Raw genomic sequence first — 24,546 nt, forward strand, 5'->3', positions numbered from 1 at the left:
CTCCTCACTGCCCTCCTCCCGTCTTCGGGACCACCGGAGCGGCGACCAGGTTCTGGACGTAGGAGTCGAACCAGCGGCCGTTTCCGAGGGTGTTGGTGAAGACCCGGACGTACGGCGCGAGCAGCTTCACGCTGCGGTCCAGGCTGGACTGGTTGCGTTCGAGCATCTGCACCACACGGTTCAGGCCCCTGAGGGCGGGCCCGATCTCCTTGTCGTTGTCGTCGACCAGGCCGGAGAGCTCGATGCCGAGCGTGGCCGAGGTCTTCAGCAGCTTGTGGATCGCCGTACGGCGCTTGCTGATCTCCTTGAACAGGCTGTTGCCGTCCTTGACGAGGGAGGTGAAGTCCTTGGAGCGGTCGGCGAGTACGCCGGTGGTGCCGTTGGCGTGGTCGAGGAGTTCACCGAGGGCCTTGTCGCGCGAGGCCACCGTGCGGGAGATCCGTGACAGACCCTTGATGGACGCGCGTACCTCGGCGGGCGAGTCCTGGAAGGTGGTGGAGATGGTGTCCAGGGCCTTCGCCAGCTGCTCGGTGTCGACCTTCTCCGAGGTGGTGGTGAGGTCGCTGAAGGCCTGCACGACGTCGTAGGCCGCCACCGTGCGCCGCAGCGGGATCTCGCTGCCGGGGCTCAACTGGCCCGGCCCCTTCGGCTGCAGGGCCAGGTACTTCGCGCCGAGGATCGTCTTGACCCGGATCGACGCACCGGTCTCCATGCCGAAAGCCGGGTCGCCCTTGACCTTGAAGGTCACCTTGACGTGGTCGCCGTCCAGGTCGACGTCCTCGACCTTGCCGACCTTCACCCCGGCGATCCGCACCTCGTCGCCGGGCTTGAGACCGCCGGCCTCCGAGAAGGCCGCGCTGTACGTCTTTCCGCCACCGATGAAAGGGAGGCTGTCGGCGTTGAACGCGGCCACCGTCAGCACCGCGAGGACGGTGAGGCCCACGGCACCGATGACGACCGGGTTGCGCTCGCGGAACGGGATCAGGCGGGGGCGTCGCAGCCGTATGCGCGGCAGCCTGGGCGGATCGATGCGGACCTTCATCATCGGCTGCGGCTTGCCGGGGCGTGGTGCCCGTCGGGGAAGCCGTGGTCTGGGCAGCTTCGGCGGGTCGATGCGGACCCTCATCAGGGGTTCGGGCCTGCTGGGACGAGGCGCCCGACGAGGGAGCCGTACGGTCGGCAGCTTCGGCGGGTCGATGCGCACCTTCATCAGGGGCTCCGGGCGCTTCTTGCGCGTCACGATCCGCACCTCGCCCTCGCCACGTGCATGTCGGGGGTCAGCACCTGCTTCGTCTTCGGCAGCACGATCCGGCCGTCGAAGTCGCAGAGGTAGAAGTTGAACCACGAGCCGTACGACGCGGTCCCCGTCAGTGCGTTGAGCTTGTTCGGCAGCCGCTTCAGCACGCCCTCCACGGTCTTCTCGTTGTCGTTCAACGTCCCGGTGAGACCGGTCAGTTGGGCGATGTCGTCCTTCAGCGGCGGCCGCGCGTCCGTCAGCAGCCCCGAGGTGGCGTCCGTCAGATCGCCGATGTTCACCAGCGACTCGCCGATCGGCTTGCGGTCGGCGGACAGTCCGGAGATCACCCGCCGCAGCTGCTTGAGCAGCCCGGAGAAGCGGGTGCCGCGCTTGTCCAGCGTCCCCAGCACGGTGTTGAGGTTGTCGATCACCGAGCCGATCAGCTTGTCGCGGTCGGCGAGCGTCGTGGTGAGCGAAGCCGTGTGCACCAGAAGGCTGTTGACGGTGCCGCCCTCGCCCTGCAGCGTCTTGATGATTTCGGTGGCGAGCTGGTTGACGTCCTGCGGGCTGAGCGCGGCGAACAGCGGTTTGAAGCCGTTCAGCAGGGCGTTGAGGTCCAGTGCGGGCTGCGTGCGCCTCAGCGGGATGGTGGCCCCGGGCCTCAGCCGGGTGCCGTCGCCCGCGCCCTCGGTCAGGGCGACGTACCGCTGTCCGACCAGGTTGCGGTAGCGGATGACCGCATGGGTGCTGGTGAGCAGCGGACGGTCCGCGCCGACGGTGAAGGTGATCTCCGCCAATGTCCGGTCCTTGATCCGGATGCCCTCGACCTCGCCGACCCGCACCCCGGCGATCCGGATGTCGTCGCCCTTCTCCAGGCCGGTGACATCGCTGAAGACGGCACGGTACGTGCGCTCGGGGGTGAAGGAGACGTTGACAATGGTGGCGGCCAGCAGCGCCGTCGCCGCGATCGTGACCAGCGCGAAGACGCTGAACTTGACGAGGGGAGCCGCGGTCTGCCGGGCCGGGGTGGTCCTCATGCCACACTCACCGCCGTCCCGCGCGCCATCGGCCCGAACAGCAGCGTCACGACCGGCGGCACCTCGTCGGCCGGCACGCCCATCACCGGCGACACCAGCGAGCCGACGGCCCGCTGCTCGGCCCGGGTGGCGGAGACGCCGAGCGTTCCTGAGGAACTCCCCTTTTGCGAACCGTCGTTGAGATGTACGCCGGGTGCGGGGACCGAAGGGCTCGGCAGATCACGGCAGTTCGGCCCTGATTGCTCGCCGTATTGCGGCTCCTCCCCGGGCCGGTACGCGCCCTGCTGCCGTACGACTTCGAGCGTGATGTGCATCCTGCCCCCCCGGAAGGCCTGATCGGAGGCCTGTTCCTCGTGGACCAGGCCGGCCAGGAGGCACGGGTACTCGGGGGAGTAGCGGGCGAAGAGCTCCAGGGTGGGGCGGGAGACCCGACCGAGGGTGATCAGCCGGTCGCCGTTCGCGTCGAGGAAGTCGTCCGTGGTGTCCGCGACCGTCGCCGTCGCGGTGAGCGCGCTCGCGAGCCGGTCCCGCTCCTCGACCAGCGTGCGGCTGGTGGTGACGGTGTTGCGCAGGATCTCCATCAAGTCGGGGGCCGCATCGCCGTACACCTCCGCGACGTCGGCCAGACGGGCGAAGTCCTCGGTGAGGGACGGCAGATGGGGATTGAGGCGGTGCAGATAGGCCTCCACGCGTGTGAGGTTGTCGCCGATCCGGTCGCCGCGGCCCTCGAGGGCGGTGGCGAAGGCGGAGAGCGTGGCGTTGAGCTTGCCGGGCTGCACGGTCCGCAGCAGCGGCAGCAGGTCGTTCATCAACTGCTGCACCTCGATGCCGACGCGGGTGCGGTCCTGGGTGATGACGTCGCCGGCGCGGATGGACCGGGCCGAGGTGTGCGCGGGCGCGACCAGGTCGACGTACTTCTCGCCGAACAGCGTCTTCGGCAGCAGGCGTGCCCGCACGTCGGAGGGGATGTCAGCGACGTACTGGGGCTTGAGCGCGATGTCGAGCGTCGCCTTCGTCCCGTCGGCGTGCACCGAGCGCACCTCGCCGACCAGCAGGCCGCGCAGCTTGACGTCGGCGCGCGGGTCGAGCTGGTTGCCGAGGCCGTCGGCCTCCAGCTTGATCCGCACGACCGGGGTGAACGCCTGCTGGTACACGGCGACGGACAGCGACAGCAACAGTGCGAGGACGGCAACGAACACCACGCCGTACAACCGCAGTCTCAGCACCCTCACACGGCTCACCCCGCAATCCGTACGGTCGTGTTGGCGCCCCAGATCGCGAGCGACAGAAAGAAGTCGAGGACGTTGATCGCCACGATCGAGGTCCGCACCGCGCGGCCCACCGCGACGCCGACGCCCGCCGGGCCGCCGCTCGCGTAGTAGCCGTAGAAGCAGTGCACGAGGATGATCAGGACGGCGAAGACGAGCACCTTGCCGAAGGACCACAGGACGTCGACCGGCGGCAGGTACTGGGAGAAGTAGTGGTCGTAGGTGCCCGCCGACTGGCCGTAGTAGCCGGTGGTGATGGTGCGGGCGGCAAGGTACGAGGACAGCAGGCCGATCACGTACAGCGGGATCACCGCGACGAAACCGGCGATCATCCGCGTGGTCACCAGGAACGGCAGCGAGGGCACGCCCATGACCTCCAGGGCATCGGTCTCCTCGCTGATCCGCATCGCGCCGAGCTGGGCGGTGAAGCCCGCGCCGACGGTCGCGGAGAGCGCGAGTCCGGCCACCAGGGGTGCGATCTCCCGAGTGTTGAAGTACGCCGACAGGAACGCCACGAAGTTGGAGGTGCCCAGCTGGTTCAGCGCGGCGTAGCCCTGCAGGCCCACCTCCGTTCCGGTGAAGAACGACAGGAACGCGATGACGCCGACCGTGCCGCCCACGACCGCGAGGGCGCCGCGGCCGAAGCTCACCTCGGCGAGCAGCCGCAGGATCTCCTTCTTGTAGCGCCGCAGGGTGCGGCCCGTCCAGGCCAACGAGCGGCCGTAGAAGGAGAGTTGGCGCCCCAGCGCCTCGAGACTGTCGAACAGCGCCATAGCCTCAGCCCCTCTGCGGGACGACTTGGAAGTACACCGCGGTCATCACGAAGTTCGTCACGAACAGCAACATGAAGGTGATCACCACGGACTGGTTCACGGCGTCGCCCACACCCTTCGGGCCGCCCTTCGCGGTAAGTCCCTTGTACGAGGCGACGATCGCCGCGATCGCCCCGAAGACGAGTGCCTTGATCTCGGCCGCCCACAGGTCGGAGAGCTGGGCAAGGGTGGTGAAGGACGCGAGGTAGGCGCCCGGAGTGCCGTTCTGCAGGACGACGTTGAAGAAGTAGCCGCCGGCGACGCCGACCACGGACACCAGACCGTTGAGCAGTACGGCGACGACCATGGACGCGAGCACCCGCGGGACGACCAGCCGGTGGACGGGGTCGATGCCGAGGACCTGCATCGCGTCGATCTCCTCGCGGATCTTCCGCGCCCCGAGGTCCGCGCAGATCGCCGTGCCCCCCGCGCCCGCGATCAGCAGCGCGGTGACGATCGGCGAGGCCTCGCGCAGTACGGCGAGGACCGAGGCGGCGCCCGAGAAGGACTGGGCGCCGAGCTGTCGCGTCAGACTGCCGATCTGCAGCGCGATGACGGCGCCGAAGGGGATGGAGACAAGGGCGGTCGGCAGGATGGTGACGCTCGCGACGAACCAGGCCTGCTGGATGAACTCCCTTGCCTGGAAAGGCCGTCGGGGCATCGTCCGGACGACGTCCAGCGCCATCGCGAACAGGTTCCCCGACTGCCGCAGGGCACCGGTCGGTGACAGTCTCATACGTCCGCCACCGCCTTCCGCCGCCGCAACTCCGCTTCTCGTTCGGCAATCGCGTCCCAGCGGGGCGGTCGGAGGATGCCTGGGCCCGGCAGCAGGCGGGGAGTCAGAGCCTGGCTGCCGGGAGTCTGTGTGCCGTTGCCCAGTTGGGCCAGCTCCTGCTCGACCTGCGCGGCGTCCTTCTCCTCCGCCATGCCGATCGGGCCCTGCATCCGCCCGTTCAGGAACTGCCGCACAACCGGCTCGTCACTGGTCAGCAGCTCTTCCCGCGGGCCGAACATGACCAGCTCGCGCCGGAACAACAGGCCGATGTTGTCGGGGACCTGGCGGGCCGAGGCGATGTCGTGGGTGACGATCAGGAAGGTCGCGTCGATCTGCGCGTTGAGGTCGACGATGAGCTGGTTGAGATAGGCGACTCGGACGGGATCGAGGCCGGAGTCGGGCTCGTCGAAGAGGATGATCTCGGGGTCGAGGACGAGGGCGCGTGCGAGCCCGGCCCGTTTCCGCATCCCGCCGGATATCTCGCCGGGGAGTTTCGGCTCCGATCCGATCAACCCGACCATGTCCATCTTCTCCAGCACGATGCGGCGGATCTCGCTCTCGGACTTGCGGGTGTGCTCACGCAGCGGGAACGCGATGTTGTCGTAGAGATTCATCGAGCCGAACAGTGCGCCGTCCTGGAACAGCACACCGAACAGCTTCCGCACCTCGTACAACTCGTGCTCGCGAAGCTTCGTGATGTCCCGCCCCGCGATGCGCACGCTGCCGCGGTCCGGCTTCAGCAGCCCGACGAGCGTCTTGAGGAACACCGACTTGCCCGTGCCGGAGGGGCCGAGCATGACGGACACCTCCCCGGCGGGCAGCCTCAGCGACACGTCCTGCCAGATGACCTGGTGACCGAAGGACTTGGTCAGCCCTTCCACACAGATCTCGACACCCATCCGGTCCACCTCTCGGCCCGCGGAGCTGCTCCGACATCTGCTCTACGGGGAGGGGCGGGCGGTCCGTCGCTCGGGAGGGGGATTTTTTTCGGGTGGGTCTGCGGGGCGGAGTTCGGGTGGGGTCTGAGGGGGCTGTGCGGGTGGGTTCGGGCACGGCCCGCGGGACCGTTCGAGCGGGCCCGCAGGGCGGTTCGGGTGGACTTGTGGTGTTGATGCAGGCGGGGGCGCGGGGGGGTGGCTCGCGGGACGGATTCGGGCGGCCCTGCGCCCTGTTCTGGGTGGGGTTACGGGGCCGACGGGAGCGCGCTCAGGGCGGGGGTCGGCAGTGAGGCGGACGGCAGCGCGGGGGTGGGGACAGCGGACTCGACCGGCGTGGTGGGCAGGTCGGGGAGACCTGTCACCGTCGGCAGTCCGGACACCTTGGGCACGTTGGGTACCCCCGGCACCTTCGGGACCGTCGGCGCCGAAACCTGCGGCAGAGGCGGGACCGGCAGCGGTACCGCCTGCGCTGCGTCGCTTGGGGACCCGGCCGTCGGGGGAGTGGTCGACGTGGCCGAGGGGGCCGGTGACTGCCGGACCCGGCTCGTGCCGGTGCTGTCGGTCCGCAGGGCCCCCGCGCCGGGAGCCACCGACGGATGCGGAGCCGTCGTGGTGCCGCCGCCCCCGTCCAGTGCGTACGGCAGCACGAACCCCGCCACCGCCAGCGTGGCCGCCGTCGACGCGACCGCCACGGCCTGTGCCTTGCCGCCGGCCTTGAGGCGCCCGCGGCCGAGCAGGAACAGCACGAAGCCGAGGGTCGCGGCCAGGGAGTTGCGCAGGGTTCGGCGGGCCCGGGCGAGCAGAGACTCGACGGTGCGGTAGCTCAGTCCCATCTTCACGGCGACCTGGCCGACGTCCAGGTCCTCCGACTTCAGCCACAGCGCCTCCGCCTGCCGGGCGGGCAGCTCACCGCTGCGCACCGCAAGCCACTTCGCCTCCGCCCGGTCGCACACCGCCTCCTCCACCGGCACCGGACCGGGCGCGATCAACGTCGGGCTGACGCGGACCTCAGCCTCGCGGTTGACCTGCCGGTACCGGTCGACACACAGCCGCATCGTCACCGTCGTCAGCCACGCACCGAGCCGCTCCTCGTCGAGATCCGGCCGCTCCGCCGCGCGCAGCATCGCGTCGTGCACGGCGTCCTCGGCGTCCTCCTGGCTCATCGACCTGCGCCGAGCCACCTTGAGCAACTGTTCGCGGTGGCTCCACATGCGCCGCCAACGCTCGTCGGCGGCATCCATCTCCGCATCCATCTCGGTCGCCATGAGGGCCCCTTCGCGCTCGCTCGCCGGTGTCCCGGTCCGGCGGGTGGCGACATTACCGTCGGGTAGCCGCGGTTGTGGAGGGGGAGGAGGCCATCGAGTTCGCGCCGTTACTGGTCAGAGGCCGGTGCTGGGGAGCACGTCACCGACGGGGAGGTCGATGCTCGGGGTGGGTACGGGGGTGACCGGTTCGGCCGTACTCCCGCTCGCCGGGCGGGAGTTGGAGGGGGGCGGCGAGGTGGGGACGGACGGCGTCGGGGCCGGGGAGGGGGTGGTGCTCGGGCGAGGGGACGGTTTCGGCTTCGAGGTCGGCTTCGGCCGCGAAGGCTCGGGGTGCGTCGAGGACCGTACCGCCGGATCCGCCGTACTCGTCGAACCGTCCGGCACCACCCGGTGCCCCTCCAGGAAGTACGCGTACCAGGACCGCACCGTCCGCAGATACGCCGCCGAGTGGTTGTAGCCGAGGATCGCCCGGTCCAGCCCGGCGGCCTCGGACAGGTCCCGCCCGGCCGCGCACAGATACCGCCCCGCGGCGAGCGCCGCGTCGAAGACGTTGTCGGGGTCGGACCGCCCGTCGCCGTTCCCGTCCGCACCCCACCGCGCCCACGTCGACGGGATGAACTGCATCGGCCCCACCGCCCGGTCGTACACCGCGTCCCCGTCGTACGCACCACCGTCGGTGTCCCATACGACGGCGAAGGCACCGCCGTCCAGCCGCGGACCCAGGATCGGCGTCACCGTCGTACCGTCGGAGGTCACCCGCCCACCGCCCGCCTGCCCCGACTCCACCTGACCGATCGCGGCCAGCAACTGCCAGCGCAGCCCGCACCCGGGCGCGGTGTGGCCGAGCTCGGCCTCGGCGCGCCGGTAGGCGGCGAAGACGGTGGCGGGCACCGCGCCGCCCGTCGCCGCCGATGCCGTGCCCGTGCCCGAGCCTGTGCCCTTGTGCCTGCGTGTGAGCGGCGGAAGATCCGTGCGGTACGGAGTGTCACCGGACACGCTCGGCCCGTGCTCCGCGGTCTCCCGAGCCGGCACGGCGGCCCGCGCCTCGGTCGCCCCCGGCGCCTGCGACGCCGTCAGCGCCGCCATCGCCGCCGCCGCGACCGCCGTACCCCTGACACGTCTGACCCTCTGCCCTGCCACGTCCCGATCTCCTCCCTATGAGCGGTGAGCTGCTCTCGACTGCTCTACGGGGACGGGCGGCACGTCCGTCGCTGTGCTCAGGGCCTGCCTGGCGGATCAGCCTCCTCCACATTGCGGCTGCACGCTTCCCCACTCTCGGCTTCGCTCGAGCGGGGCCCCCATGACCCCGCTCGGGACGGCTGAGAGGCTCGGTTACTCGCGGCCGACCTGATCCGCCGGGCAGGCCCTGGCCTGAAGGATGCGCGGATCGTCGATTACGTGGGCGGCCGTCACCTAGATGACGAGGCCTCTGACCCGCCGCAAGGCCCGACCGGCCGAACGGTGCGATGGCGTTCCGAATGGCATCGCTAAATGCCGCCCGGCCGTCCTGAAGGGCCCGATACCTTAGGGGTATCAGGCCTGCGGAACAGGTATTGGACGTTCGGGTAAGGGCACCAGAAGATAGCCGTATGTCACCTCTTCCCATGCCCTCCGCCTGGGCGGGGCCTCTCCCCGAGGCTGCGCCGCCATCTGATATGGCTGTCTACCAGTTGCCTACGGGCACCTACGAAACCAGGGCGGTCTTCGCGTTCAAAGGCGGCTCATTCCGCGAAATGCGCAATTTCGCTGCAACGTCGGTCCTGGTGCAGCACCCCAAGGGTGATCTACTGATCGACGCGGGCTTCGGCTCCCAGGTCGCGTCGCACATGCGGGCTCTGCCACGGATGGAGCGCGCTCCGCACCAGTTGACCCGGACCGTGAGCGAGCAGCTGAAAGCCAGTGGCTACGACCACAGCAGGCTCCGTGGGGTGTTGGTAACGCATTGCCACTGGGACCATGTGAGCGGTCTCGACGATCTTCAGCTTCCCATCTGGATCAATGACAGAGAACTGATGCGGGCTCAAGCAATGGGGGAAGAGTTTTCCGCGAGGTCTCCGCAAGTCACACATTGCACCGATATCAATTGAAGGCTGCACCCTATCTTGGCTTTTCGTCGAGCTTCGATGTCTATGACGACGGCTCGGTAGTCGTCGTCGCCGCAGGCGGTCACACCAATGGCTCCGTCATCGTCTTCGTAACTTTGCCGACCGGTAAGCGGTACGCCTTCATCGGCGATTTGACCTGGCAACTCGATGCCATCCGCCGTCGTGCCGAGCGCCCCCTCATGATGCGCATGCTCGCCGACACCGATCCCCAACTGGTGCGCGAGGACATGCTTCGTATGATCGCGCTCGCTGACGTCATGCACATCGTCCCGGCCCATGACCTTTCCGCCTACGACGGGATCCCCATGCTGCTCAGCTGATCGGTATCAACCCAGGATCACTGGTGCGTGATGGCGTCTCAGTTGTTCCACGTCAACGACCGAACCCTGAACCAACCAGGTTCCACGGCGTGCAGCGACGCAGCGGCGAGTCTGTGTTGGGCTGGCCCGCGATCATGCTGTGGCTGAGCGGAGGTGGCCGAGGACCTGCGCTTCATCGGGGCCTTCCTTACGTGGATACCCCTGGCTTGAGCCGGGGAGGAAGCGAAGCTCCTGCGGAGCAGGGCAGGGAGAGCCGGTTCGCCGCCGGGGCGGACCGACGGCCACCGCACACCGGCCGACACCCAGCGCTCACACGGGAGCTGATAGGGTGTGAGATATGGCGGAGCGGGTCAAGCGGGCGTTCAAGTACCGCTTTTACCCCACGGACGAGCAGGCGGCGGAGCTGTCGCGCACGTTCGGCTGCGTCCGCCTGGTGTTCAACAAGGCGCTGGAGGAGCGCACCCGGGCCTGGTACGGCGAGCAGAGCCGCATCTCCTACGTGCAGTCCTCCGCCGCGCTCACCCAGTGGAAGAAGACCGAGGAACTGGCCTTCCTGACCGAGGTGTCCTCCGTCCCGCTGCAGCAGGCGCTGCGTCATCTGCAGACGGCGTTCGCCAACTTCTTCGCCAAGCGCGCGAAGTATCCGCACTACAAGTCGCGGAAGAAGTCCCGCGCGTCGGCCGAATACACCCGCTCCGCCTTCACCTGGCGCGACGGACAGCTGACGCTGGCCAAGATGGCGCAGCCGCTGGACGTCCGCTGGTCGCGGCCGTTGCCCGAGGGTGCGGAGCCGACCACGGTGACCGTCTCCCGCGACGCGGCGGGCCGCTGGTTCGTGTCCCTGCTGTGCGAGGACAGCATCGCCCCGGCCCCCGCCACAAATCCGGCGGTCGGCGTCGACGCCGGGATCACGTCGCTGGTGACCCTGTCGACCGGGGAGAAGATCGCCAACCCGCGGCACGAGCGCCGCGACCGCGCCCGTCTCGCCAGGGCGCAGCGCGAGCTGGCGCGCAAGGCGAAGGGCTCGGCGAACCGGGAGAAAGCCCGTCGTCGCGTCGCCAAGGTCCATGCGCGGATCGCTGACCGGCGCCGCGACTTCCTGCACAAACTGACCTCGCGCATCGTCCACGAGAACCAAGTGGTCGTGATCGAGGACCTGACCGTCCGCAACCTGCTGAAGAACGGGCGCCTGGCGCGCGCTATCTCGGATGCGGCCTGGACGGACCTGCGCATGATGCTGGAGTACAAGTGCGCCTGGTACGGGCGCGAACTCGTCGTGATCGACCGCTTCTTGCCCAGCTCGAAGCTGTGCGGGAGCTGCGGCACGGTCCGCGGGAAGCTGCCGCTGAACGTCCGTGAGTGGACGTGTGCCTGCGGCGCGGTGCATGACCGCGACGTGAACGCGGCACGCAACATCCTGGCCGCCGGGCTGGCGGCGTCTGCCTGCGGAGACGGTGTAAGACCTCAACGGGAGTCCTCCCGGACGGGGCGGTCGTCGGTGAAACAGGAACCCCAGCGGGCGACCGCTGGAATCCCCCGCCTTTAGGCGGGGGAGGAAGTCAATCCCGGTAGGCGGCCGTTGCGATCTGGACGAACGACCGGATCAGCGGGTTGGTGTCCGCCTTGTTCCATGCGGCCACTACACGGTTCGGCGGCATGTCGGTCAGCGGTATCACGGCCAGTTCCCCGGGCTGGCCGTGCCCGATCAATGTCATTCCGACGGTGCCGTTCCAGAGCACCGCCTGTATGCATTCCTGGACGGCCCGCACCACCGGACCCTCGCGGGGCTCGCCCCCGTTCCAGTACGACTGCCAGGCCGGGTCGGTGCCCTCGGGGAAACGGAACCAACGCCGGTCGGCCAGGTCGGCCAGCTCCAGGCTGTCGCGGTGGGCCATCGGGTCGTCGGCGCGCAGCAGCGCTCCTACCGGATCCGCCCGCAATTCATGTACGGCAAGACCCGTCTCGTCGAACGGCCCGCGGGTCAGGGCGACGTCGACCAGCCCGGCGCGCAGCCCGCAGGTCGGATCGCTCAGGTCGCTCTCGCGGATGCGGACCTCGACGTCCGGGTGTTCTCTGCGATACGCCGCGGCCAGCCGTGTCGCGCCTGGGTCGGTGCCGTCGGCCAGCATGCCGACGGTGATGGTCGCGGGGCCGGCCACGGAAGCCACGCGCATGCGCATCTGGTCGGCCTGGCGCAGCAGGAGGCGGGCCTCCTCCAGCATGGTCGCGCCGGCCGGGGTGAGTGCCACGCCGGTGGCGCTGCGGTGCAGGAGTATGACGCCGAGGTTCCTCTCCAGCCGCTTGATCGCGCGGCTGAGTGGCGGCTGGCTCATGTGCAGCCGCGAAGCGGCCCGCCCGAAGTGGCGTTCCTCGGCGACGGCCACGAAATAGCGCAGTGTGCGCAGCTCCATGACCGGCGACTATATGCGGACGGGATCGGCGTCGCCGCCGCCCGCGTAGCCTGCCCGGTCCTCTCGGGCAAGACGCGCCCGTCCCCGCGGTGGCTGTTGTCCAGCGGCGCTTGCAGCTCGCAGACCCGCTCCAAGGCTCCCAAGCGGCCGGTCGGGCGGGAAATCGCGGTCATGACCTACGCCCTCTTCCACGGCCACGGGGGCGGCCGGCTCGGGGCCACCGCCAGACCGGCGGCCGCGAGCAGGGCCGCGGCGCGGACCACCGCCTGCGCACCCAGGTCCGCAAAGGCGGGAAACGCCTGTCACCACCGCCGTGCGAGCCGCTGCTCGAGGGCGGTCAGGATGTCGCCGACAGGACCAAAGCCGATCACGGCGGTCGTTCCGCCGGCGATCTCGCCGCGCAGCGGCAGCAGGGCGTCGCGCGCACGAGCGGCCAGGGACGCGTCGTCGAGCAGGACCGCCGTGTGCGCGGTGACTGCCCAGAGCGCGTCGTACAGGTGGTCGGCGGGGGGAGCGGGCAGGACGGTGGCGGCCTCACGGGCCGCTGCGGTCTTCCCGCGGGCGAGGTGGAGCAGGGGCTGGACCCAGGGCCGGTACGGGCCCCAATCCAGGGCGGGATCGGTCGGCGCGGGCCGTCGGTGGCGCATCCGTAGGGACAGGAGAGCGAGCGGGAGGAACCCGGCCTCCACCCCGGGCATGCCGGCGCCGGCGAGGTCGGTGGCCACGGCGCGATAGGCGCAAGCGGCCTCGGCTGGATCGTCGGACCGCTCGGCCAGCTGCATGGCCCGGAAAGCAGCGGTCAGAACATGAACCAACGGCGTCTCATGAACGCCGGCGAGCCGCTCGGCCGCCTTCACATGGCGTTGTGCTCCTTCGCCGTCGCCGCGGGCCGCACACACCTGGATCCTGACGAGATGGCCGAGGATCTCGAACAGCGGGAGATCATGCCGCGTGGACAGGTCGATGAGCTCACCGGCGATCACATCGCGTTCGCCGGTGCGCCCGGGACGCTGGAAGGACTGCACGAACCGGGCGTTGAGCGCGAGCACCAGCACGCCGGGGTCGTTCAGGTCCCGGGCGAGCCGCTCGGCTTCGAGCGCCGCCTCGGCCGCCCAGAGGTCCCGCGTTCCGCGATGCTCCAGGGCGACGGTCGCCAGGAGCCGCGCGCGCAGCGCTGGCGGAGCCACGGAACCGAGCCGGTCCAGCGTGCGCCGTGCGATCGCCACCAGCGCCGCGGACCGTTTCGGGTCGTCGGCGCGCGTCCAGATGGTCGGCACGTCGTACGCGGCGATCACCCGGGCGGTCAGCCCGGGGTCCCCTGTTCGCTCCGCCTCCGCGGCGGCCGCCGCGCGCTGCTCCTGGGCAAGGACGAGATTAGTGCCGCCGGTGACCGCGGCGGCCCGGGCGACGGTGCTCATCGAACGCAGCCGGGTGTACGTGCCCGTCGCCTCCGTGCGTGTGAGCAGGCGCAGCCGGTCCTCGTCCCGAGGGGCGGACGTCAAATGCGGGGCCTGCCGGAGGATGTCACGTTCCATGTGGTCGAGGCTGTGCGCCGACTCCAGCCCGAACCGGTCCAGCAGCCTGCCCCGCGCCTCTCGCAGCACGGCCAGCGCGTCGACCTGGCGGCCGGCCTGGTAGAGCGCATGGGAGAGCAGGACCCAGCCGGGTTCCCGCCACGGATGCGCGGCGGCGAACGTCTCCAGCTCCGGGACGAGAGGTGCACCCCGTCCCAGGTCCAGCATCGCCCGGGCCCGCAACTCGACGGCCTGACAGTGTAGTTCGGCCAGCCGGGCCCGCTCCTGCGCCAGCCACGACGAGGCGGTGTCGAGATCCGCGTACGGCTCCCCCCGCCACCACGACAACGCCTCGCTCAACGCCCGCGTATCCGCGGCCTCGCCACCGGGCCGGTCGTTCAGGGCCCGGACGGCGTCCTCGAACCGGAGAGCGTCGACGGCCGCCCGCGGCACCCGCATCGCGTACCCGGTACCGACGGTCTCGATGATCCGCGGCCGGGCGCGTGGCAGTCGCTCCGGCTCCAGGGCACGGCGCAGCTCGGCGACGAAGGTGCGCACCGTCCCGGCAGCCGTGGACGGAGGGTCCTCCCACAGATCATCGACCAGCACCGTCAACGGCACGGCCCGCCCCCCGGCCGCGACCAGCCGCCCCAGCAGCTCGCGCCGGCGCCGGCTGCCGACCTCCACAGTGCGTCCCGCGGCATCCGTGACCTCGATCGGCCCGAGCACGTTGACGAGGATCTCCATGCCCACATTGTTCATCGCCCCCGGATCACCACCGAGTCTGCTGATCCACTGCTGATCCGGCCCCCGGATCCTTCGTGTCGTCCCTACAGCGACGCGTGAAGAAGGATTTCGACACGATGAACACAGGCATCCCAGGCTTCCAGACCGGGCAGATAGAGGTGGCCGACGGCGTGCGGCTGCACACGGCGGTCGGCGGAGAAGGACCGGCCGTCGTCCTGCTTCACGGTTTCCCGCAGACCCACCTGATGTGGCGGCACGTCGCCCCCGCCCTGGCCGGGCACCACACTGTGATCTGCCCCGACCTGCGCGGCTACGGTGCCAGCAGCAAACCGGAAGCGGCCGGCGAGGACACCTACTCCAAGCGCGCCATGGCCACGGACATCGTCCGCCTGGCCGACACCCTCGGACACGACCGGTTCACCCTCGTCGGACACGACCGCGGCGCGCACGTCGCCTTCCGGGCCGGCCTCGACCACCCGGACCGGATCAGCCACCTCGGAATCCTGGACATCCTCCCCACCCTGGACACCTGGAACGTCCTCCACGGAACCAGCGCGGCCGTGGCCTTCCACCTCTACCTGATGGCCCAGCCCCCCGGCCTGCCCGAACGGATGATCGCCGCCAGTGCCGACGCGTTCTTCGGCCACTTCCTCGACGCCTGGTCCGCGAGCCCCGACGCGATCCCGGCGGACGTACGGGCCGCATACCTGCGTGCGAGCCGGAACGCCGTACCGTCGATCGTCGCCGACTACCGCGCCACCGCGACCATCGACATCACCCACGACCAGGCCGACCTCGACGCCGGCAACCGGCTCACCATGCCCGTGACGGTCGTCCAGCAGGACTGGGGCAGGCACCTGGACTTCGACGCCACCGCGACCTGGCGGCCCTGGACTGACGACCTCCAGCACTTCACCACCCAGGCCGGCCACTTCATGGCCGAGGAAGCCCCAGAGGACATCACCACCCTGATCCTGGAGCTGATGAAACGATGACGCGCGCGTCCACGCCTCGACGGGCCGCTGCCGATCAGATCCGCCAGGGACGCAGCGCCTCGGCGACGGCGTAGACGTTCAGCCGGCTGTCGCGGATCTTGCGGACGAGGTCGGGCAGGGCGCCGGAGCTCGGATCGATGCCCTCGCCGGACCGGTTCATGTACTGGTCGGTGACGGACGCGGCGAACAGGCTGTTGAGATGATGCCGCGCTCGGCGACGTGGACCGTGCGCTGAACACTGCGCGCGCCGTCCTGGACGAGGGACACGAGGCCGCTCAACAGGCCGCCGACGAGATGGGCTACTGGTCGTCGCCCTCGATGGCCTCGTCTGCTGTGTCGGAAGAGGGAAGATCGGCCGCGGCATTGTCCGGGACAACCTCGAACAACCCGCCGACCAGCAAGGACACCTCGTTCCCGCACTACAACCCCCGCAGTCTTTGCTTGCCGAGTCCCTGGAGGGCATTTCCGAGGCGGTCCACCGGATCTCGGGAGGAAAGGATTCGCAGGACATCGCGATGCGTCTGGGCGGCCCGTCGTTCCCACCCTCGCCGACTCGGTCATGGTCCATCTACGCGACCCGATCCTCGTTGGCGACGCGGATGAGGGCCCGCTGCTACTACGGCTGCGACAGGTTCGCCGCCCCCCCACGCCACAGAGCCGCTGCCACGGCTGTGCGACGCCCTCCTCGGCCAGCGCCCGGACGACTTGAACGACGACGTGGCCCTGCTCGCGGCCGGCCTGACCACATGAGGCGTCTACCCAGTCGACAGCGCATTCGACGGGGAGGGCCCCAACCGCTTCTCGCGGTTCCTGATTGCGCGGTGCGCAGATCCGGCTGCTTCTCCGCGCCTGTGTACGGGGCCCTTCCCCGTCCCCTTCACTTCATCACTTCGGCATCGTTTCCACGAGGGCCGTACGGCCCTGACGGCCGCCCCCTCATCGCCTTGACGCCGGCGTTCCGGTGAGCGGAGCCTCGCATCACGCTGGGTCTGCGCAGCACGGCGGGAGCAGGAGCACAGATGTTGCTGCGCTAGCGGCCCACCATCGTCTTCCCCTACCAGCGAGGCTGCGGGGGTCGCGGAAGTCTCGGCGGTCGGGGCCCGGATGGTGCATCGCTTGCTGGACTGGCGGGCATCTCCTGCCGCAGCCCGCTCTCGTCGAATGGCCTCGACACGCGACGGCGGACGACCGCAGTCGCGGCGCCGAGGAAGATGAAACCGATCGTGACTGGACGTCAGTGCACCGGGCCGAAGAGAGGGTCACGAATCCAGGATTGCAGGCGCCTGCCCGGCGGTGGCAGAACCGCAACTGCTGGTGGGCCATCGGGCACGCACCCCGGCCACATCTCCGTGAGCCACACCTGTTCCGCGGTACCCAATCGATCCCAGTGGTTGCGAACCTCACCCACGAGCCGAACACTGCGCTCGCCACCTGCACCATCGAGATGCCGACCGAGATAGCAGATCGCCGATGCCACCGGTGACTGCACTGAGAGGTACTGCAAGCGGAGGCCAGGGGGCGGTCCCGAACGGCGCAGGATCTGCCTCAAGCGGACAAACGCCTGGTCCCAGGCACTGTCGTCTCCCGCGCCGGCGAGCCCCAGCATGGCGTAGTTCTTCAGGACCGCGTCACGGGCTGCCAGAGCCTGCGCAAGGTCAGCCGATGCCCCCGGCCCGCATCGCTTGGCCAGCGCAAGTGCCGCCGCACACCGCATATCCCGTGACATTCCCTCAGCCGACAGGATGTGTCGCAGTGTCTGTGGACCCGCAGAGCCCTGGGCATCACCCAGGACAGCGACCACAGACACGTGACGGCTCAGAGGAAGATCGTTCAACGCCGCGACGAGTTCGGCCTCGCCCGCAGGGCCGTCCATCACAGCGTCGCACAGCGCGCCCTCGAAGACCTCGGTCTTCCGATGCCGCAACCGTTCCCGCAACGAGGCCACCTCGGCTCCTTCCACTGACTTCGTCCGGCCGCCACCCTGACATGCCAGGCTGACATTCGGCGTCGCCAGTCTGCCCCGGCCAGCGTTATGGCCAACTGACCGCCTGGGGCGGGCGGTGGGAGTCTTCCGGCTACGGGGCGGGCTCGCACGTGACCTTCCGGTCTGGACAGGCTTGTGCTGTCTTGCTCAAGCCGGCCGGCTCGGCGGCGTCGGCGGTGAGGTTCCAGCGAACTTGGTGCCGACCCACTCGCGTTGTGGGGGAATCAGGCTCTGGCCATAGATTTCGCCGAGCCCACGCCCGTACTGAAAGCAGGCGGAGCAGCAGCATCGGTCTCACCAGGGTCAGTAGGCGCGTGCCACGATGGCGATGTTGCCAGGCTGGTCGTCGCTCTCGGGAACGGAACCGTCTGCGGCGACCAGGCACCGCACGGTGACGCCCCGTTCGGCGAGCTTGGCCTCACCCTCCACGCCCAGCGTTTCCCAGGCAATGCGCGCCCAGCCGGTGCTCGCCGCCTCCGCAGCCTCCTCGACCGTGGTCACCTCGACGGTGCGGTCGTTGCGACGCTTACGGGACTGCGCCAGCAGAAGCGCCTGGTCGTCCTCCAGTACCGTGGGCAGGATCTCGGACAGTGCCCCGATCGGCGTCGGCTCCTTGCTTCCCGCTACGCGGCGGACCAGCACGGCAGTCCCGTTCTCCACGTCACGTGGCCCGACCTCGATGCGTACCGGCACCCCCTTGAGCTCCCAGTCGACCGCGCGGCGGCCGAACGGCGTGTCGGTGCGGTCGTCGACGTGTACGCGGATACCAGCCGTCTTCAGCCGGTCACCGATCCCGCGGACCGTGTCCAGGACCGCGTCGTCGCCCTTGACGGCCACGATGACCACCTGAACCGGGGCCAGACGCGGCGGGATGCGAAGGCCGTCATCGTCCCCGTGCATCATCACCAGTGCGCCGACCATCCGGGTCGTGGAACCCCACGACGTCTGCCAGACGTATTCCTCACGGCCGTCCTTCGACAGGTAGCGCGTTTCGAACGCCTTGGCGAAGTTCTGGCCCAGTTCGTGGCTTGTGGTCAGCTGGAGGGCCTTGCCGTCGCCCATCATGCCTTCCAGGGTGAGCGTGTTGATCGCGCCGGCGAACCGCTCCCTGACCGTCTTGCGACCCGGTACGACATCCATGGAGAGGACGTTCTCCAAGAAGTCGGCGTACACCTCCTGGTGGATGTGTGCGGCGTAGTCCCGGGCGTCCTCGTAGGTGGCGTGTGCCGTGTGGCCTTCCTGCCACAGGAATTCCGTCGTACGAAGGAACACGCGCGGCCTCAGCTCCCAGCGGACCACGTTCGCCCACTGGTTGATCAACAGTGGAAGGTCGCGGTAGCTCTGCACCCACTTCGAGAAGTAGTCGTTGACGATCGTCTCAGACGTGGGGCGGACGACGACGGGCTCGTCCAGCTCCTTGCCGCCGCCATGAGTGACGACGGCCAGTTCGGGCGCGAATCCCTCGACGTGCTCGGCCTCCTTCGTCAGGTACGACTGCGGGATGAAGAGCGGAAAGTACGCGTTCTGCGCGCCGGCCGCCTTGATCCGGGCGTCCACCTCGTGCTGCATCCGCTCCCACAGGCCGTATCCGTACGGTCGGATGACCATGGTGCCGCGCACCGGCCCGTTGTCGGCCAGTTCGGCCTTGCTGACCAGGTCCTGGTACCAGCGGGGGAAGTCGTCCGCCTGGGGTGTGAGAACGGGTGCTTTTGCCATGACGCGCAGAGTAGGACGCGGCTCCACCAAGGCGCCAACCGATTACTTCCCACAGGTCAGGACGCCAGCCGGTCCAGTTCGGCACCGATGGCCTCGCGCAGTACGTCGTGCTGCGGGCCGAGGGCATGATGTTCGTCGCTCCATCGCTCACGCGGATACAGCCACACCGGTCCGCCCACGAGATCGGCTGGCTCCCAGCCGAACCGCGGCCACGCATGCGCATGCAGGAACGGATCGGCATTCCCGAGGATCTCCAGATTGACTCGCAGGAAAGCCGGATCCAGCCGCTCACAGACGCGTTCGACGGCCTCGCCCAGCTTGTCCATGCCGGACAGGAACGCAAGCCTTTTACTCTTCGGAAGTTCCGACAGCCGCTGCACCGAAGGATCGTCCACGAGGAGGACCGAATATCCCGGGAGGAACTGGACGTCCCCGATCACCGCAAACCCGGCCTTCACCCTTCGGAGCACCGTGGGATTCTCGCCCCGAAGTGCGCTACCGATCCGGTCCCTCCGCCAGTCATCAGTCATGATCGACCAGCCTACCGACCGCTGATCATCGGCTGGCGCGTTCCCGGACAACCCTGTTGCCGACAATGCAGGGAGGGCGTGGCGGGCCGCTTGTGCCTCACGTCCCTCAGATGCGTTGGCAGGTGAAGATCGTTGCGCACCAACGGCGTTGTGTACTGATCCAACCCGGGAGTGCAGATAACGCGGGTGTTGCAGCCGTCTGTTGGATCGTCACCGGTGTTCCAGTGGCGGAAGCTGCTACGGGTGCAGCCGTCGCGGGACTCGGTGGCCGGCTGGCGACGGCATTGGTACGGGGCAGGATGTCGGCGCTCACCCACCTCTGACGCCGGCGACGGTGTGGCTGCGGCCGGCCCGAGCCGCGGCCTCAGTCGGCAGACTCGCCGACGACGACCTCTCCCGCCCGCTCGCCCCGCGCCGGGCGGGCGGAGAACCCGGCGCTCTTCAGAACGGTGATGACCGCGGTGTTCATCGCCTCCTGCGCGACCCGGAGTTCCCTCACCTGGGGGTCACTCAGGAGCGCGTCGTGGGGCACGGTCCTGAAGTGTTCCTGGAGCAGCGGGTGGACCCGCCACCGGAGGAAGACTTGGGGAGGCAGGTGCTCGTCATCGGCGATCTCCACGTACACACCGTAGGAGAGGGTCGCGTCGAAGGTTGAGGCGAGGGGCAGGCCTGCTCTGGCCAGGGTGCTCTTCACCTTGTCCGCGAAGATGTCGTGCCGGATCAATACCTTGTCGCTTTCTCTCGGCGTGTGGTTCTGTCGGATGCCTGCCACGGCAGCACGGCCGGCCGGCCCTGGCTTTTCACGTTACCGAGGGCATGCCTGAGCTGAGACGGCCGTGCGCGCGTTCCGAATTCGGCGGGACCCTTCTCCAAAAGCTGTGCGCGACAATCATGGCGGCCAGTTCGCGTTCCCGCTCGCCCCCTTCGGTGACCTGCTGTTCGGCATCCGTCCAACCGGGAGAGCCCGGGGGTGAAGCTTCCCCTGCACAGGCGGCACTCCCTGAGTCTCAGAGATGGTTCTCCTTTTCGAACCCCGTGTACGCATTCCGCTGGTCAGGCATGAGATTACGGCTTGCACGGGAGCCTCGACTCGTTGCTGATCGAGTTGCCGTAGGGGTGGTGGGTGCCGTCTATGCCGGCCGCCTGGAAGCGCGGCGGAAGGCCGCAGCCGTGCGGGGGAGGAGCCCGAAGTCGAACTCGAGCGTCCGAACGAACTTGGCAGACGCCGAAGAGGTCCTGAGAGGTCCTCAGGCGCCGGGTGGTCGGGCTTGAGCGTAAGCATCTGGAGGCGCTGGCCGAGGAGGAAACGCCCGCCGGGACGGTCGGCGGTCCGCCGACGAAGCCGGTAGGACCTCGCCGTGCGGTGCCTCACCGCAAGAACGCGGCCGGAACGGACGTGCTGCCGGTGGCCTATCAGACGTTGACGGCCGCCGCCGTGGAGGCCGAGCCGATGGGCTCGGAGCCCGGGAGGCAGCGAAGGTCCTGGGCTCAGCGGCCCCGGCATCCACCTCGACGTCTGGAGACTGCGAAGTGTGAAAATACCGCTCAGGTATGAGTGGCCGTCGGCGCAAACCGAAGGGCGGGGCACCTGCGGTTCGCCTCCGTCTACCGGGCGTTCGACTCGCTCGAGGACTTCGAGACGCCCATCGCCAAGCTAAGGGTGCAGCAGAGCCGGAAGCTGTCAGGCCTGTCCTATCGCGCCGAGCGCCGTACCCGCCAACGTCCCCCAGTCCACGGTCCGATGGTAAGGCTGGGGGCGCCACGGCCCAGAGGGCGTGATCTGCTTGTCGACCTGAGCCCTCAGCTTGGGAAGCTGGGGCACTTGGGGACCGGTTGCGGCGCTGAGCTGGACGAAGGGCTGCCTTACGGCCTCAGTGGCACCGCTCGCTCTCCCCATGATTCCCCGCAGTTCCCCGCCCGATCCGGTGCGCCTGCGGTGCGACGTCACCGTCTCGCATTTCTCAAACGGTCGCTCGATCCGGCCTACAGATCGACACGCGACGCGTCGTCACCCCGCCTGAGGACCACGTGCGCCGGCCGGAACGGCAAGCCACGCAGTATCGGCTCAATGACCTTGAAGAGAGCGTCTGCGTCTGGTCCGTAGGCGTACACGACGGCTTTGCCTCCTCCGAACTCGTTGCCGTCGACCTCGCCGACGTTGGCTTCCTCGGTCACTGCTGCCATGGCTCGCTGTGCTTCGTACACCAGCTTCCGTTGGTCGGCATCGCCGAGGCCTTCACCGGCAAGTCGGAAATGTGCGATGACCGCGTGCTCCTCACCCCCGCTGTCCGGGGTCGGGGCTGTCTCCATACCGGACACACTCTCATCGGGGTCTGACAGCACCACAGCCTCACCCCTGCTCATGTCCTGCAACACCAACACGCTTTCCAACTGTGTTGGCGGGCGGCCTGGCGGTGTGCATGGGCGTTCATCTGCGTTCATGGGTGGCTCGCCACAAGGCCGGGATCGGCTCCGGGTCTCGGCTGAACGCCGGTGAACCCGCTCGAACGAGACGGAAACTGAGACGGTCCCCCCGGCTGCCGTTGGGCCTCGGACGGCCCAGAGACGGCCCGGCCGTAAAGCTCACAGTCGGCATCAAACAGCTGAGGCGGCCCGCCGCTGCGGCCTGATACCTCCCAGCCCGTGCGGTCGCCGCCACGTTCGTACGGGCGCAGGATGGAGATGATGGCCGGCAAGCGGGTTGGCCATTTGCAACGCCGGGATGCGGAAGTCGTAAGGAGGTGCGACGTCATGCCCCAGTTCATGGACGTTCACCACGGGATGAAGGACATTACGGCCGACCAGCTGATGGAGGCCCACCAGGAGGACCTCGCCATCGAGGGGGAAGAAGGCGTTCACTTCGAGAGGGCGTGGGCGGACCCGGAGTCCGGCACGGTCTACTGCCTCTCCGAGGCTCCCTCGGCCGAAGCGGTCAAACGCATTCACGAGCGCACTGGTCACCCGGCCGACGAGATCCACCCTGTTCCCCTCACCGTGTGAACAAAGCCCCCAGAACCGCAGTCGAGAACGCACTTCCCTAACCCACCACCCAGCCCAGCTCCCATCCCGTCTGCCGTCGACCCACTTACCGTGGAGCGGGTGTGCTTTCTGGCGTCCAGGTGGAGCGCGCCACTGTACGAACGCCCTGGACGCCAGAAACCACGTCTGCTCGGCTTTGCTCGGGTCGACGGCAGACGGGATGGGAGCTCCGCCGCGTACGTTCCCGGCGAGCGTTCGCCTGCGTCGGCCGGATGCCGATGACGCGCACGGGCGGGGGCTGCTCCTGGTCGACTCCACCGCCGAGTCGTGGCACTGCGGCTCCAGCCGATTCGGGGGGACGGTGGTCTCCTTCGTGGTGGCCGATGCGTGGCCTTTAGAGGGGGGAGCGGCCGCCCCGCTTCTCCCCCGTACGCCCGAGCGCTGTCGGTTCTACGGCCTCCGGGCGTCGGACGCGCGACCGTGCGGAAGGCTCGGGACAGCAAAAAGGCCCGGGTCTGTAACCTGGGCCTTCCTCATGGAGCGGGTGACGAGAATCGAACTCGCGCTCTCAACTTGGGAAGCTTGGGTTTCTTGGCGGCTGCTGCTGGGCTGACCTGCGACGGAGCGGTGTTGAAGCCCTGATCGCACCCCCAGTCAGTCCCCGCTGTTCCCCGTGGTTCCCCACAACGACTCCCTGCCTTCGCCCCGCGGGGAACGCGTCCGACAGCGGGCTGCTGCTGACCACCACTGCAGGAGTTCGATCAGCATCCACTCCGCTGGCTGCTGTGCTCTGACGCGACGGTCGGGCAGAGATGCTGATGTACGCCGCCGTCCGTCCTCGTTGATGTCAGCCGTGGATGTTAGAAGTCGCCCAGTGAGCGTCGGCCGGCGTCGGTGGCGTCGCCGCCTTCCAGTAGCGCTTTCAATGCTGCCAGGTCCTTGACGTTCGCTCGCCGCACAGCGGCGGCCATCATCGGAGCGCTCACTTTGGCAAAGCCCGATGGCTCGCCGCGGTTGCGCAGCGTCATCCGGGTATGGTCGGCGTCCACTGGCTGCCAGGTGTAGGTCGTCTCCATGGGGAACGGCCCCTGCTCGGTGCGCATCACGAGTCGTTCGGGGGAGTACTCGACGATTTCGTACGTGTAGGTCAGCGTGCGCCCCAGGAACTGGGCGACGAAGTCGAGCTTCGAGCCCACGGCGAGCGGCGGCGAGGTCCGCCAACGAACCGAGACGATGTTGGCATACCAGTGCGGCGCATTGGCCGGATCCCCGGCATAGGCGGCGACCTCCGCACAGGGACGGGCGATCACGGTCTCGGTGAGGACGTCGACAGCCATAACCTCAACGCTAGTCCGGCCACTCATGCTGGGGAGCTCGACACACGTGCGGCCCGCTCAGCCACCACGCCGCGACGGCCGACCCGTGCCAACGGTGCCGGGGCCCTCAGCTTGGGAAGCTGCGATCATTTGCGGCGGGCTTGAGGCTTCACCTGGGCGAACGGCCGGGGAGCGGGCCCGGCGGACCCGGCTGCTTTCACTGTGATTCTTCCCGCTGTTCCCCGCTCGATCTGGTGCGCTTGTGGTGCAGTCCGTATCCGGCGCAGTGCTGGGGGAGGTCTGTGCCGTCGTCCTTCGCCGACGTTGGTGCCAGCGCTCCGACAGCTCTCCGGTGACGACGAACGCGGCGGCCATCACGGCGCACGTGATCCAGTTCTTGAGGTCGCTGATGACCAGGCCGAAGAGGCGGAGTACGACCGTTACCAGGGCTCACCAGACGGGAAACTAGGCTGCCGCGCCGATCCATCTGCCTCGCCTACGGTTCGAGCCCTCGCCCAGTTCGGCGCCGGTGCTTCCACGCGCGAAGCTCAAGCCAGGTAACCCAACCTACGGATAATGTGATCGCCGTTTCGATCG

Annotated in this window: 22 protein-coding genes and 2 pseudogenes; 7 read left to right on the forward strand and 17 right to left on the reverse strand. The window is 68.8% G+C overall.

Annotated elements, in window-relative coordinates; all coding sequences use genetic code 11:
• Nucleotides 1-4: 4 nt before the first annotated feature.
• From FBY22_RS17340 to FBY22_RS17375, 8 genes are all read right to left on the reverse strand, one after another.
• Entirely contained in the window at nucleotides 5-985 is a 981-nt protein-coding gene (locus FBY22_RS17340) for an MCE family protein (protein WP_142147762.1), read from the reverse strand.
• Nucleotides 986-1,236: 251 nt separating this feature from the next.
• Entirely contained in the window at nucleotides 1,237-2,274 is a 1,038-nt protein-coding gene (locus FBY22_RS17345) for an MCE family protein (protein WP_142146578.1), read from the reverse strand.
• On the reverse strand, nucleotides 2,271-3,506 hold the full coding sequence (locus tag FBY22_RS17350) for an MCE family protein (protein WP_142146580.1): 1,236 nt from the start codon (nucleotides 3,504-3,506) through the stop codon (nucleotides 2,271-2,273). Before FBY22_RS17350 ends, FBY22_RS17345 begins: the two co-directional genes overlap by 4 nt.
• A 5-nt stretch (nucleotides 3,507-3,511) precedes the next feature.
• Complete coding sequence (locus tag FBY22_RS17355; RefSeq protein ID WP_142146582.1) at nucleotides 3,512-4,315, reverse strand: ABC transporter permease; 804 nt, start codon at nucleotides 4,313-4,315, stop codon at nucleotides 3,512-3,514.
• A 4-nt stretch (nucleotides 4,316-4,319) separates the two neighbouring features.
• A complete protein-coding gene (locus tag FBY22_RS17360; RefSeq protein ID WP_142146584.1) occupies nucleotides 4,320-5,090 on the reverse strand; it encodes an ABC transporter permease in 771 nt (256 codons plus the stop codon).
• Nucleotides 5,087-6,028: an ABC transporter ATP-binding protein gene (locus FBY22_RS17365; RefSeq protein ID WP_142146586.1), complete on the reverse strand. Its 942-nt coding sequence runs from the start codon at nucleotides 6,026-6,028 to the stop codon at nucleotides 5,087-5,089. Before FBY22_RS17365 ends, FBY22_RS17360 begins: the two co-directional genes overlap by 4 nt.
• A gap of 284 nt (nucleotides 6,029-6,312) precedes the next feature.
• The gene (locus FBY22_RS17370) at nucleotides 6,313-7,332 is read right to left on the reverse strand and encodes a sigma-70 family RNA polymerase sigma factor (protein ID WP_142146588.1); all 1,020 of its coding nucleotides are present in this window, start codon (nucleotides 7,330-7,332) and stop codon (nucleotides 6,313-6,315) included.
• A 114-nt stretch (nucleotides 7,333-7,446) separates the two neighbouring features.
• Nucleotides 7,447-8,472, reverse strand: a complete 1,026-nt coding sequence (locus tag FBY22_RS17375) for a lytic transglycosylase domain-containing protein (RefSeq protein WP_260844903.1) — start codon at nucleotides 8,470-8,472, stop codon at nucleotides 7,447-7,449.
• 515 nt (nucleotides 8,473-8,987) lie between these two features.
• Here FBY22_RS17375 and FBY22_RS44515 point away from each other — a divergent pair.
• The 3 genes from FBY22_RS44515 (at nucleotide 8,988) to FBY22_RS17385 (ending at nucleotide 11,303) form a co-directional block, all read left to right on the forward strand.
• Entirely contained in the window at nucleotides 8,988-9,419 is a 432-nt protein-coding gene (locus FBY22_RS44515; protein WP_222127772.1) for an MBL fold metallo-hydrolase, read from the forward strand.
• Nucleotides 9,416-9,757 (forward strand): hypothetical protein, encoded by a 342-nt coding sequence (locus FBY22_RS44520; protein ID WP_222127773.1) that lies wholly within the window; start codon nucleotides 9,416-9,418, stop codon nucleotides 9,755-9,757. The genes FBY22_RS44515 and FBY22_RS44520 overlap by 4 nt, the downstream gene beginning before the upstream one ends.
• A 337-nt stretch (nucleotides 9,758-10,094) precedes the next feature.
• Nucleotides 10,095-11,303, forward strand: a complete 1,209-nt coding sequence (locus FBY22_RS17385; RefSeq protein ID WP_142146590.1) for an RNA-guided endonuclease TnpB family protein — start codon at nucleotides 10,095-10,097, stop codon at nucleotides 11,301-11,303.
• A gap of 13 nt (nucleotides 11,304-11,316) precedes the next feature.
• Here FBY22_RS17385 and FBY22_RS17390 read toward each other — a convergent pair whose 3' ends face one another.
• Together FBY22_RS17390 and FBY22_RS17395 are read right to left on the reverse strand one after the other, a co-directional pair.
• Entirely contained in the window at nucleotides 11,317-12,168 is an 852-nt protein-coding gene (locus FBY22_RS17390) for a LysR family transcriptional regulator (RefSeq protein WP_142146592.1), read from the reverse strand.
• Between the two features lie 302 nt (nucleotides 12,169-12,470).
• Nucleotides 12,471-14,429: an AfsR/SARP family transcriptional regulator gene (locus FBY22_RS17395; RefSeq protein ID WP_142146594.1), complete on the reverse strand. Its 1,959-nt coding sequence runs from the start codon at nucleotides 14,427-14,429 to the stop codon at nucleotides 12,471-12,473.
• A 116-nt stretch (nucleotides 14,430-14,545) separates the two neighbouring features.
• Here FBY22_RS17395 and FBY22_RS17400 point away from each other — a divergent pair, with 116 nt between their 5' ends.
• Nucleotides 14,546-15,424: an alpha/beta fold hydrolase gene (locus tag FBY22_RS17400; RefSeq protein WP_142146596.1), complete on the forward strand. Its 879-nt coding sequence runs from the start codon at nucleotides 14,546-14,548 to the stop codon at nucleotides 15,422-15,424.
• A 34-nt stretch (nucleotides 15,425-15,458) separates the two neighbouring features.
• Here the strand turns inward: FBY22_RS17400 and FBY22_RS44990 are convergent, their stop codons facing one another.
• From FBY22_RS44990 to FBY22_RS17425, 5 genes are all read right to left on the reverse strand, one after another.
• The gene (locus FBY22_RS44990) at nucleotides 15,459-15,584 is read right to left on the reverse strand and encodes a hypothetical protein (RefSeq protein ID WP_260844904.1); all 126 of its coding nucleotides are present in this window, start codon (nucleotides 15,582-15,584) and stop codon (nucleotides 15,459-15,461) included.
• Nucleotides 15,585-16,658: 1,074 nt separating this feature from the next.
• Nucleotides 16,659-17,369 carry a hypothetical protein gene (locus tag FBY22_RS17405; RefSeq protein ID WP_142146598.1) on the reverse strand — a complete coding sequence of 237 codons (711 nt, stop codon included), beginning with the start codon at nucleotides 17,367-17,369 and terminating at the stop codon, nucleotides 16,659-16,661.
• A 342-nt stretch (nucleotides 17,370-17,711) separates the two neighbouring features.
• Nucleotides 17,712-19,124, reverse strand: coding sequence for a proline--tRNA ligase (gene proS / locus FBY22_RS17410; protein ID WP_142146600.1), 1,413 nt, complete (start codon nucleotides 19,122-19,124; stop codon nucleotides 17,712-17,714).
• A 56-nt stretch (nucleotides 19,125-19,180) separates the two neighbouring features.
• Complete coding sequence (locus FBY22_RS17415; RefSeq protein ID WP_142146602.1) at nucleotides 19,181-19,654, reverse strand: diadenosine tetraphosphate hydrolase; 474 nt, start codon at nucleotides 19,652-19,654, stop codon at nucleotides 19,181-19,183.
• A 364-nt stretch (nucleotides 19,655-20,018) separates the two neighbouring features.
• Complete coding sequence (locus FBY22_RS17425) at nucleotides 20,019-20,426, reverse strand: hypothetical protein (RefSeq protein ID WP_142146604.1); 408 nt, start codon at nucleotides 20,424-20,426, stop codon at nucleotides 20,019-20,021.
• Nucleotides 20,427-21,239: 813 nt separating this feature from the next.
• Here FBY22_RS17425 and FBY22_RS45005 point away from each other — a divergent pair.
• Nucleotides 21,240-21,326, forward strand: a pseudogene (locus tag FBY22_RS45005) (transcriptional regulator NrdR); the annotation flags it as partial.
• Between the two features lie 311 nt (nucleotides 21,327-21,637).
• Here FBY22_RS45005 and FBY22_RS17435 read toward each other — a convergent pair.
• Nucleotides 21,638-22,036: a hypothetical protein gene (locus tag FBY22_RS17435; RefSeq protein WP_260844905.1), complete on the reverse strand. Its 399-nt coding sequence runs from the start codon at nucleotides 22,034-22,036 to the stop codon at nucleotides 21,638-21,640.
• Nucleotides 22,037-22,405: 369 nt separating this feature from the next.
• On the opposite strand from FBY22_RS17435, the gene FBY22_RS17440 reads away from it, so the two are divergent.
• Both FBY22_RS17440 and FBY22_RS45010 read left to right on the forward strand, forming a co-directional pair.
• Nucleotides 22,406-22,654 carry an SCO4226 family nickel-binding protein gene (locus tag FBY22_RS17440; protein WP_142146606.1) on the forward strand — a complete coding sequence of 83 codons (249 nt, stop codon included), beginning with the start codon at nucleotides 22,406-22,408 and terminating at the stop codon, nucleotides 22,652-22,654.
• 220 nt (nucleotides 22,655-22,874) lie between these two features.
• Nucleotides 22,875-23,027, forward strand: a pseudogene (locus FBY22_RS45010) (ATP-binding protein); the annotation flags it as partial.
• A gap of 466 nt (nucleotides 23,028-23,493) precedes the next feature.
• Here FBY22_RS45010 and FBY22_RS17450 read toward each other — a convergent pair.
• A complete protein-coding gene (locus tag FBY22_RS17450) occupies nucleotides 23,494-23,970 on the reverse strand; it encodes an SRPBCC family protein (protein WP_142146608.1) in 477 nt (158 codons plus the stop codon).
• Nucleotides 23,971-24,546: the final 576 nt, after the last annotated feature.

The organism is Streptomyces sp. SLBN-31 (genome assembly GCF_006715395.1).
In the GTDB taxonomy this organism is placed as follows: Bacteria; Actinomycetota; Actinomycetes; order Streptomycetales; family Streptomycetaceae; genus Streptomyces.

Excerpts from the sequence above, each read along its gene's own strand:
- FBY22_RS17415 (WP_142146602.1), bottom strand. The coding sequence starts at position 19,654 with ATGACTGATGACTGGCGGAGGGACCGGATCGGTAGCGCACTTCGGGGC.
- FBY22_RS17360 (WP_142146584.1), bottom strand. The coding sequence starts at position 5,090 with ATGAGACTGTCACCGACCGGTGCCCTGCGGCAGTCGGGGAACCTGTTC.
- FBY22_RS44990 (WP_260844904.1), bottom strand. The coding sequence starts at position 15,584 with ATGAACCGGTCCGGCGAGGGCATCGATCCGAGCTCCGGCGCCCTGCCC.
- FBY22_RS17400 (WP_142146596.1), top strand. The coding sequence starts at position 14,546 with ATGAACACAGGCATCCCAGGCTTCCAGACCGGGCAGATAGAGGTGGCC.
- FBY22_RS17395 (WP_142146594.1), bottom strand. The coding sequence starts at position 14,429 with ATGGAGATCCTCGTCAACGTGCTCGGGCCGATCGAGGTCACGGATGCC.
- FBY22_RS17390 (WP_142146592.1), bottom strand. The coding sequence starts at position 12,168 with ATGGAGCTGCGCACACTGCGCTATTTCGTGGCCGTCGCCGAGGAACGC.
- proS (WP_142146600.1), bottom strand. The coding sequence starts at position 19,124 with ATGGCAAAAGCACCCGTTCTCACACCCCAGGCGGACGACTTCCCCCGC.
- FBY22_RS17365 (WP_142146586.1), bottom strand. The coding sequence starts at position 6,028 with ATGGGTGTCGAGATCTGTGTGGAAGGGCTGACCAAGTCCTTCGGTCAC.
- FBY22_RS17345 (WP_142146578.1), bottom strand. The coding sequence starts at position 2,274 with ATGAGGACCACCCCGGCCCGGCAGACCGCGGCTCCCCTCGTCAAGTTC.
- FBY22_RS17385 (WP_142146590.1), top strand. The coding sequence starts at position 10,095 with ATGGCGGAGCGGGTCAAGCGGGCGTTCAAGTACCGCTTTTACCCCACG.
- FBY22_RS17440 (WP_142146606.1), top strand. The coding sequence starts at position 22,406 with ATGCCCCAGTTCATGGACGTTCACCACGGGATGAAGGACATTACGGCC.
- FBY22_RS44515 (WP_222127772.1), top strand. The coding sequence starts at position 8,988 with ATGGCTGTCTACCAGTTGCCTACGGGCACCTACGAAACCAGGGCGGTC.
- FBY22_RS17370 (WP_142146588.1), bottom strand. The coding sequence starts at position 7,332 with ATGGCGACCGAGATGGATGCGGAGATGGATGCCGCCGACGAGCGTTGG.
- FBY22_RS17450 (WP_142146608.1), bottom strand. The coding sequence starts at position 23,970 with ATGGCTGTCGACGTCCTCACCGAGACCGTGATCGCCCGTCCCTGTGCG.
- FBY22_RS17355 (WP_142146582.1), bottom strand. The coding sequence starts at position 4,315 with ATGGCGCTGTTCGACAGTCTCGAGGCGCTGGGGCGCCAACTCTCCTTC.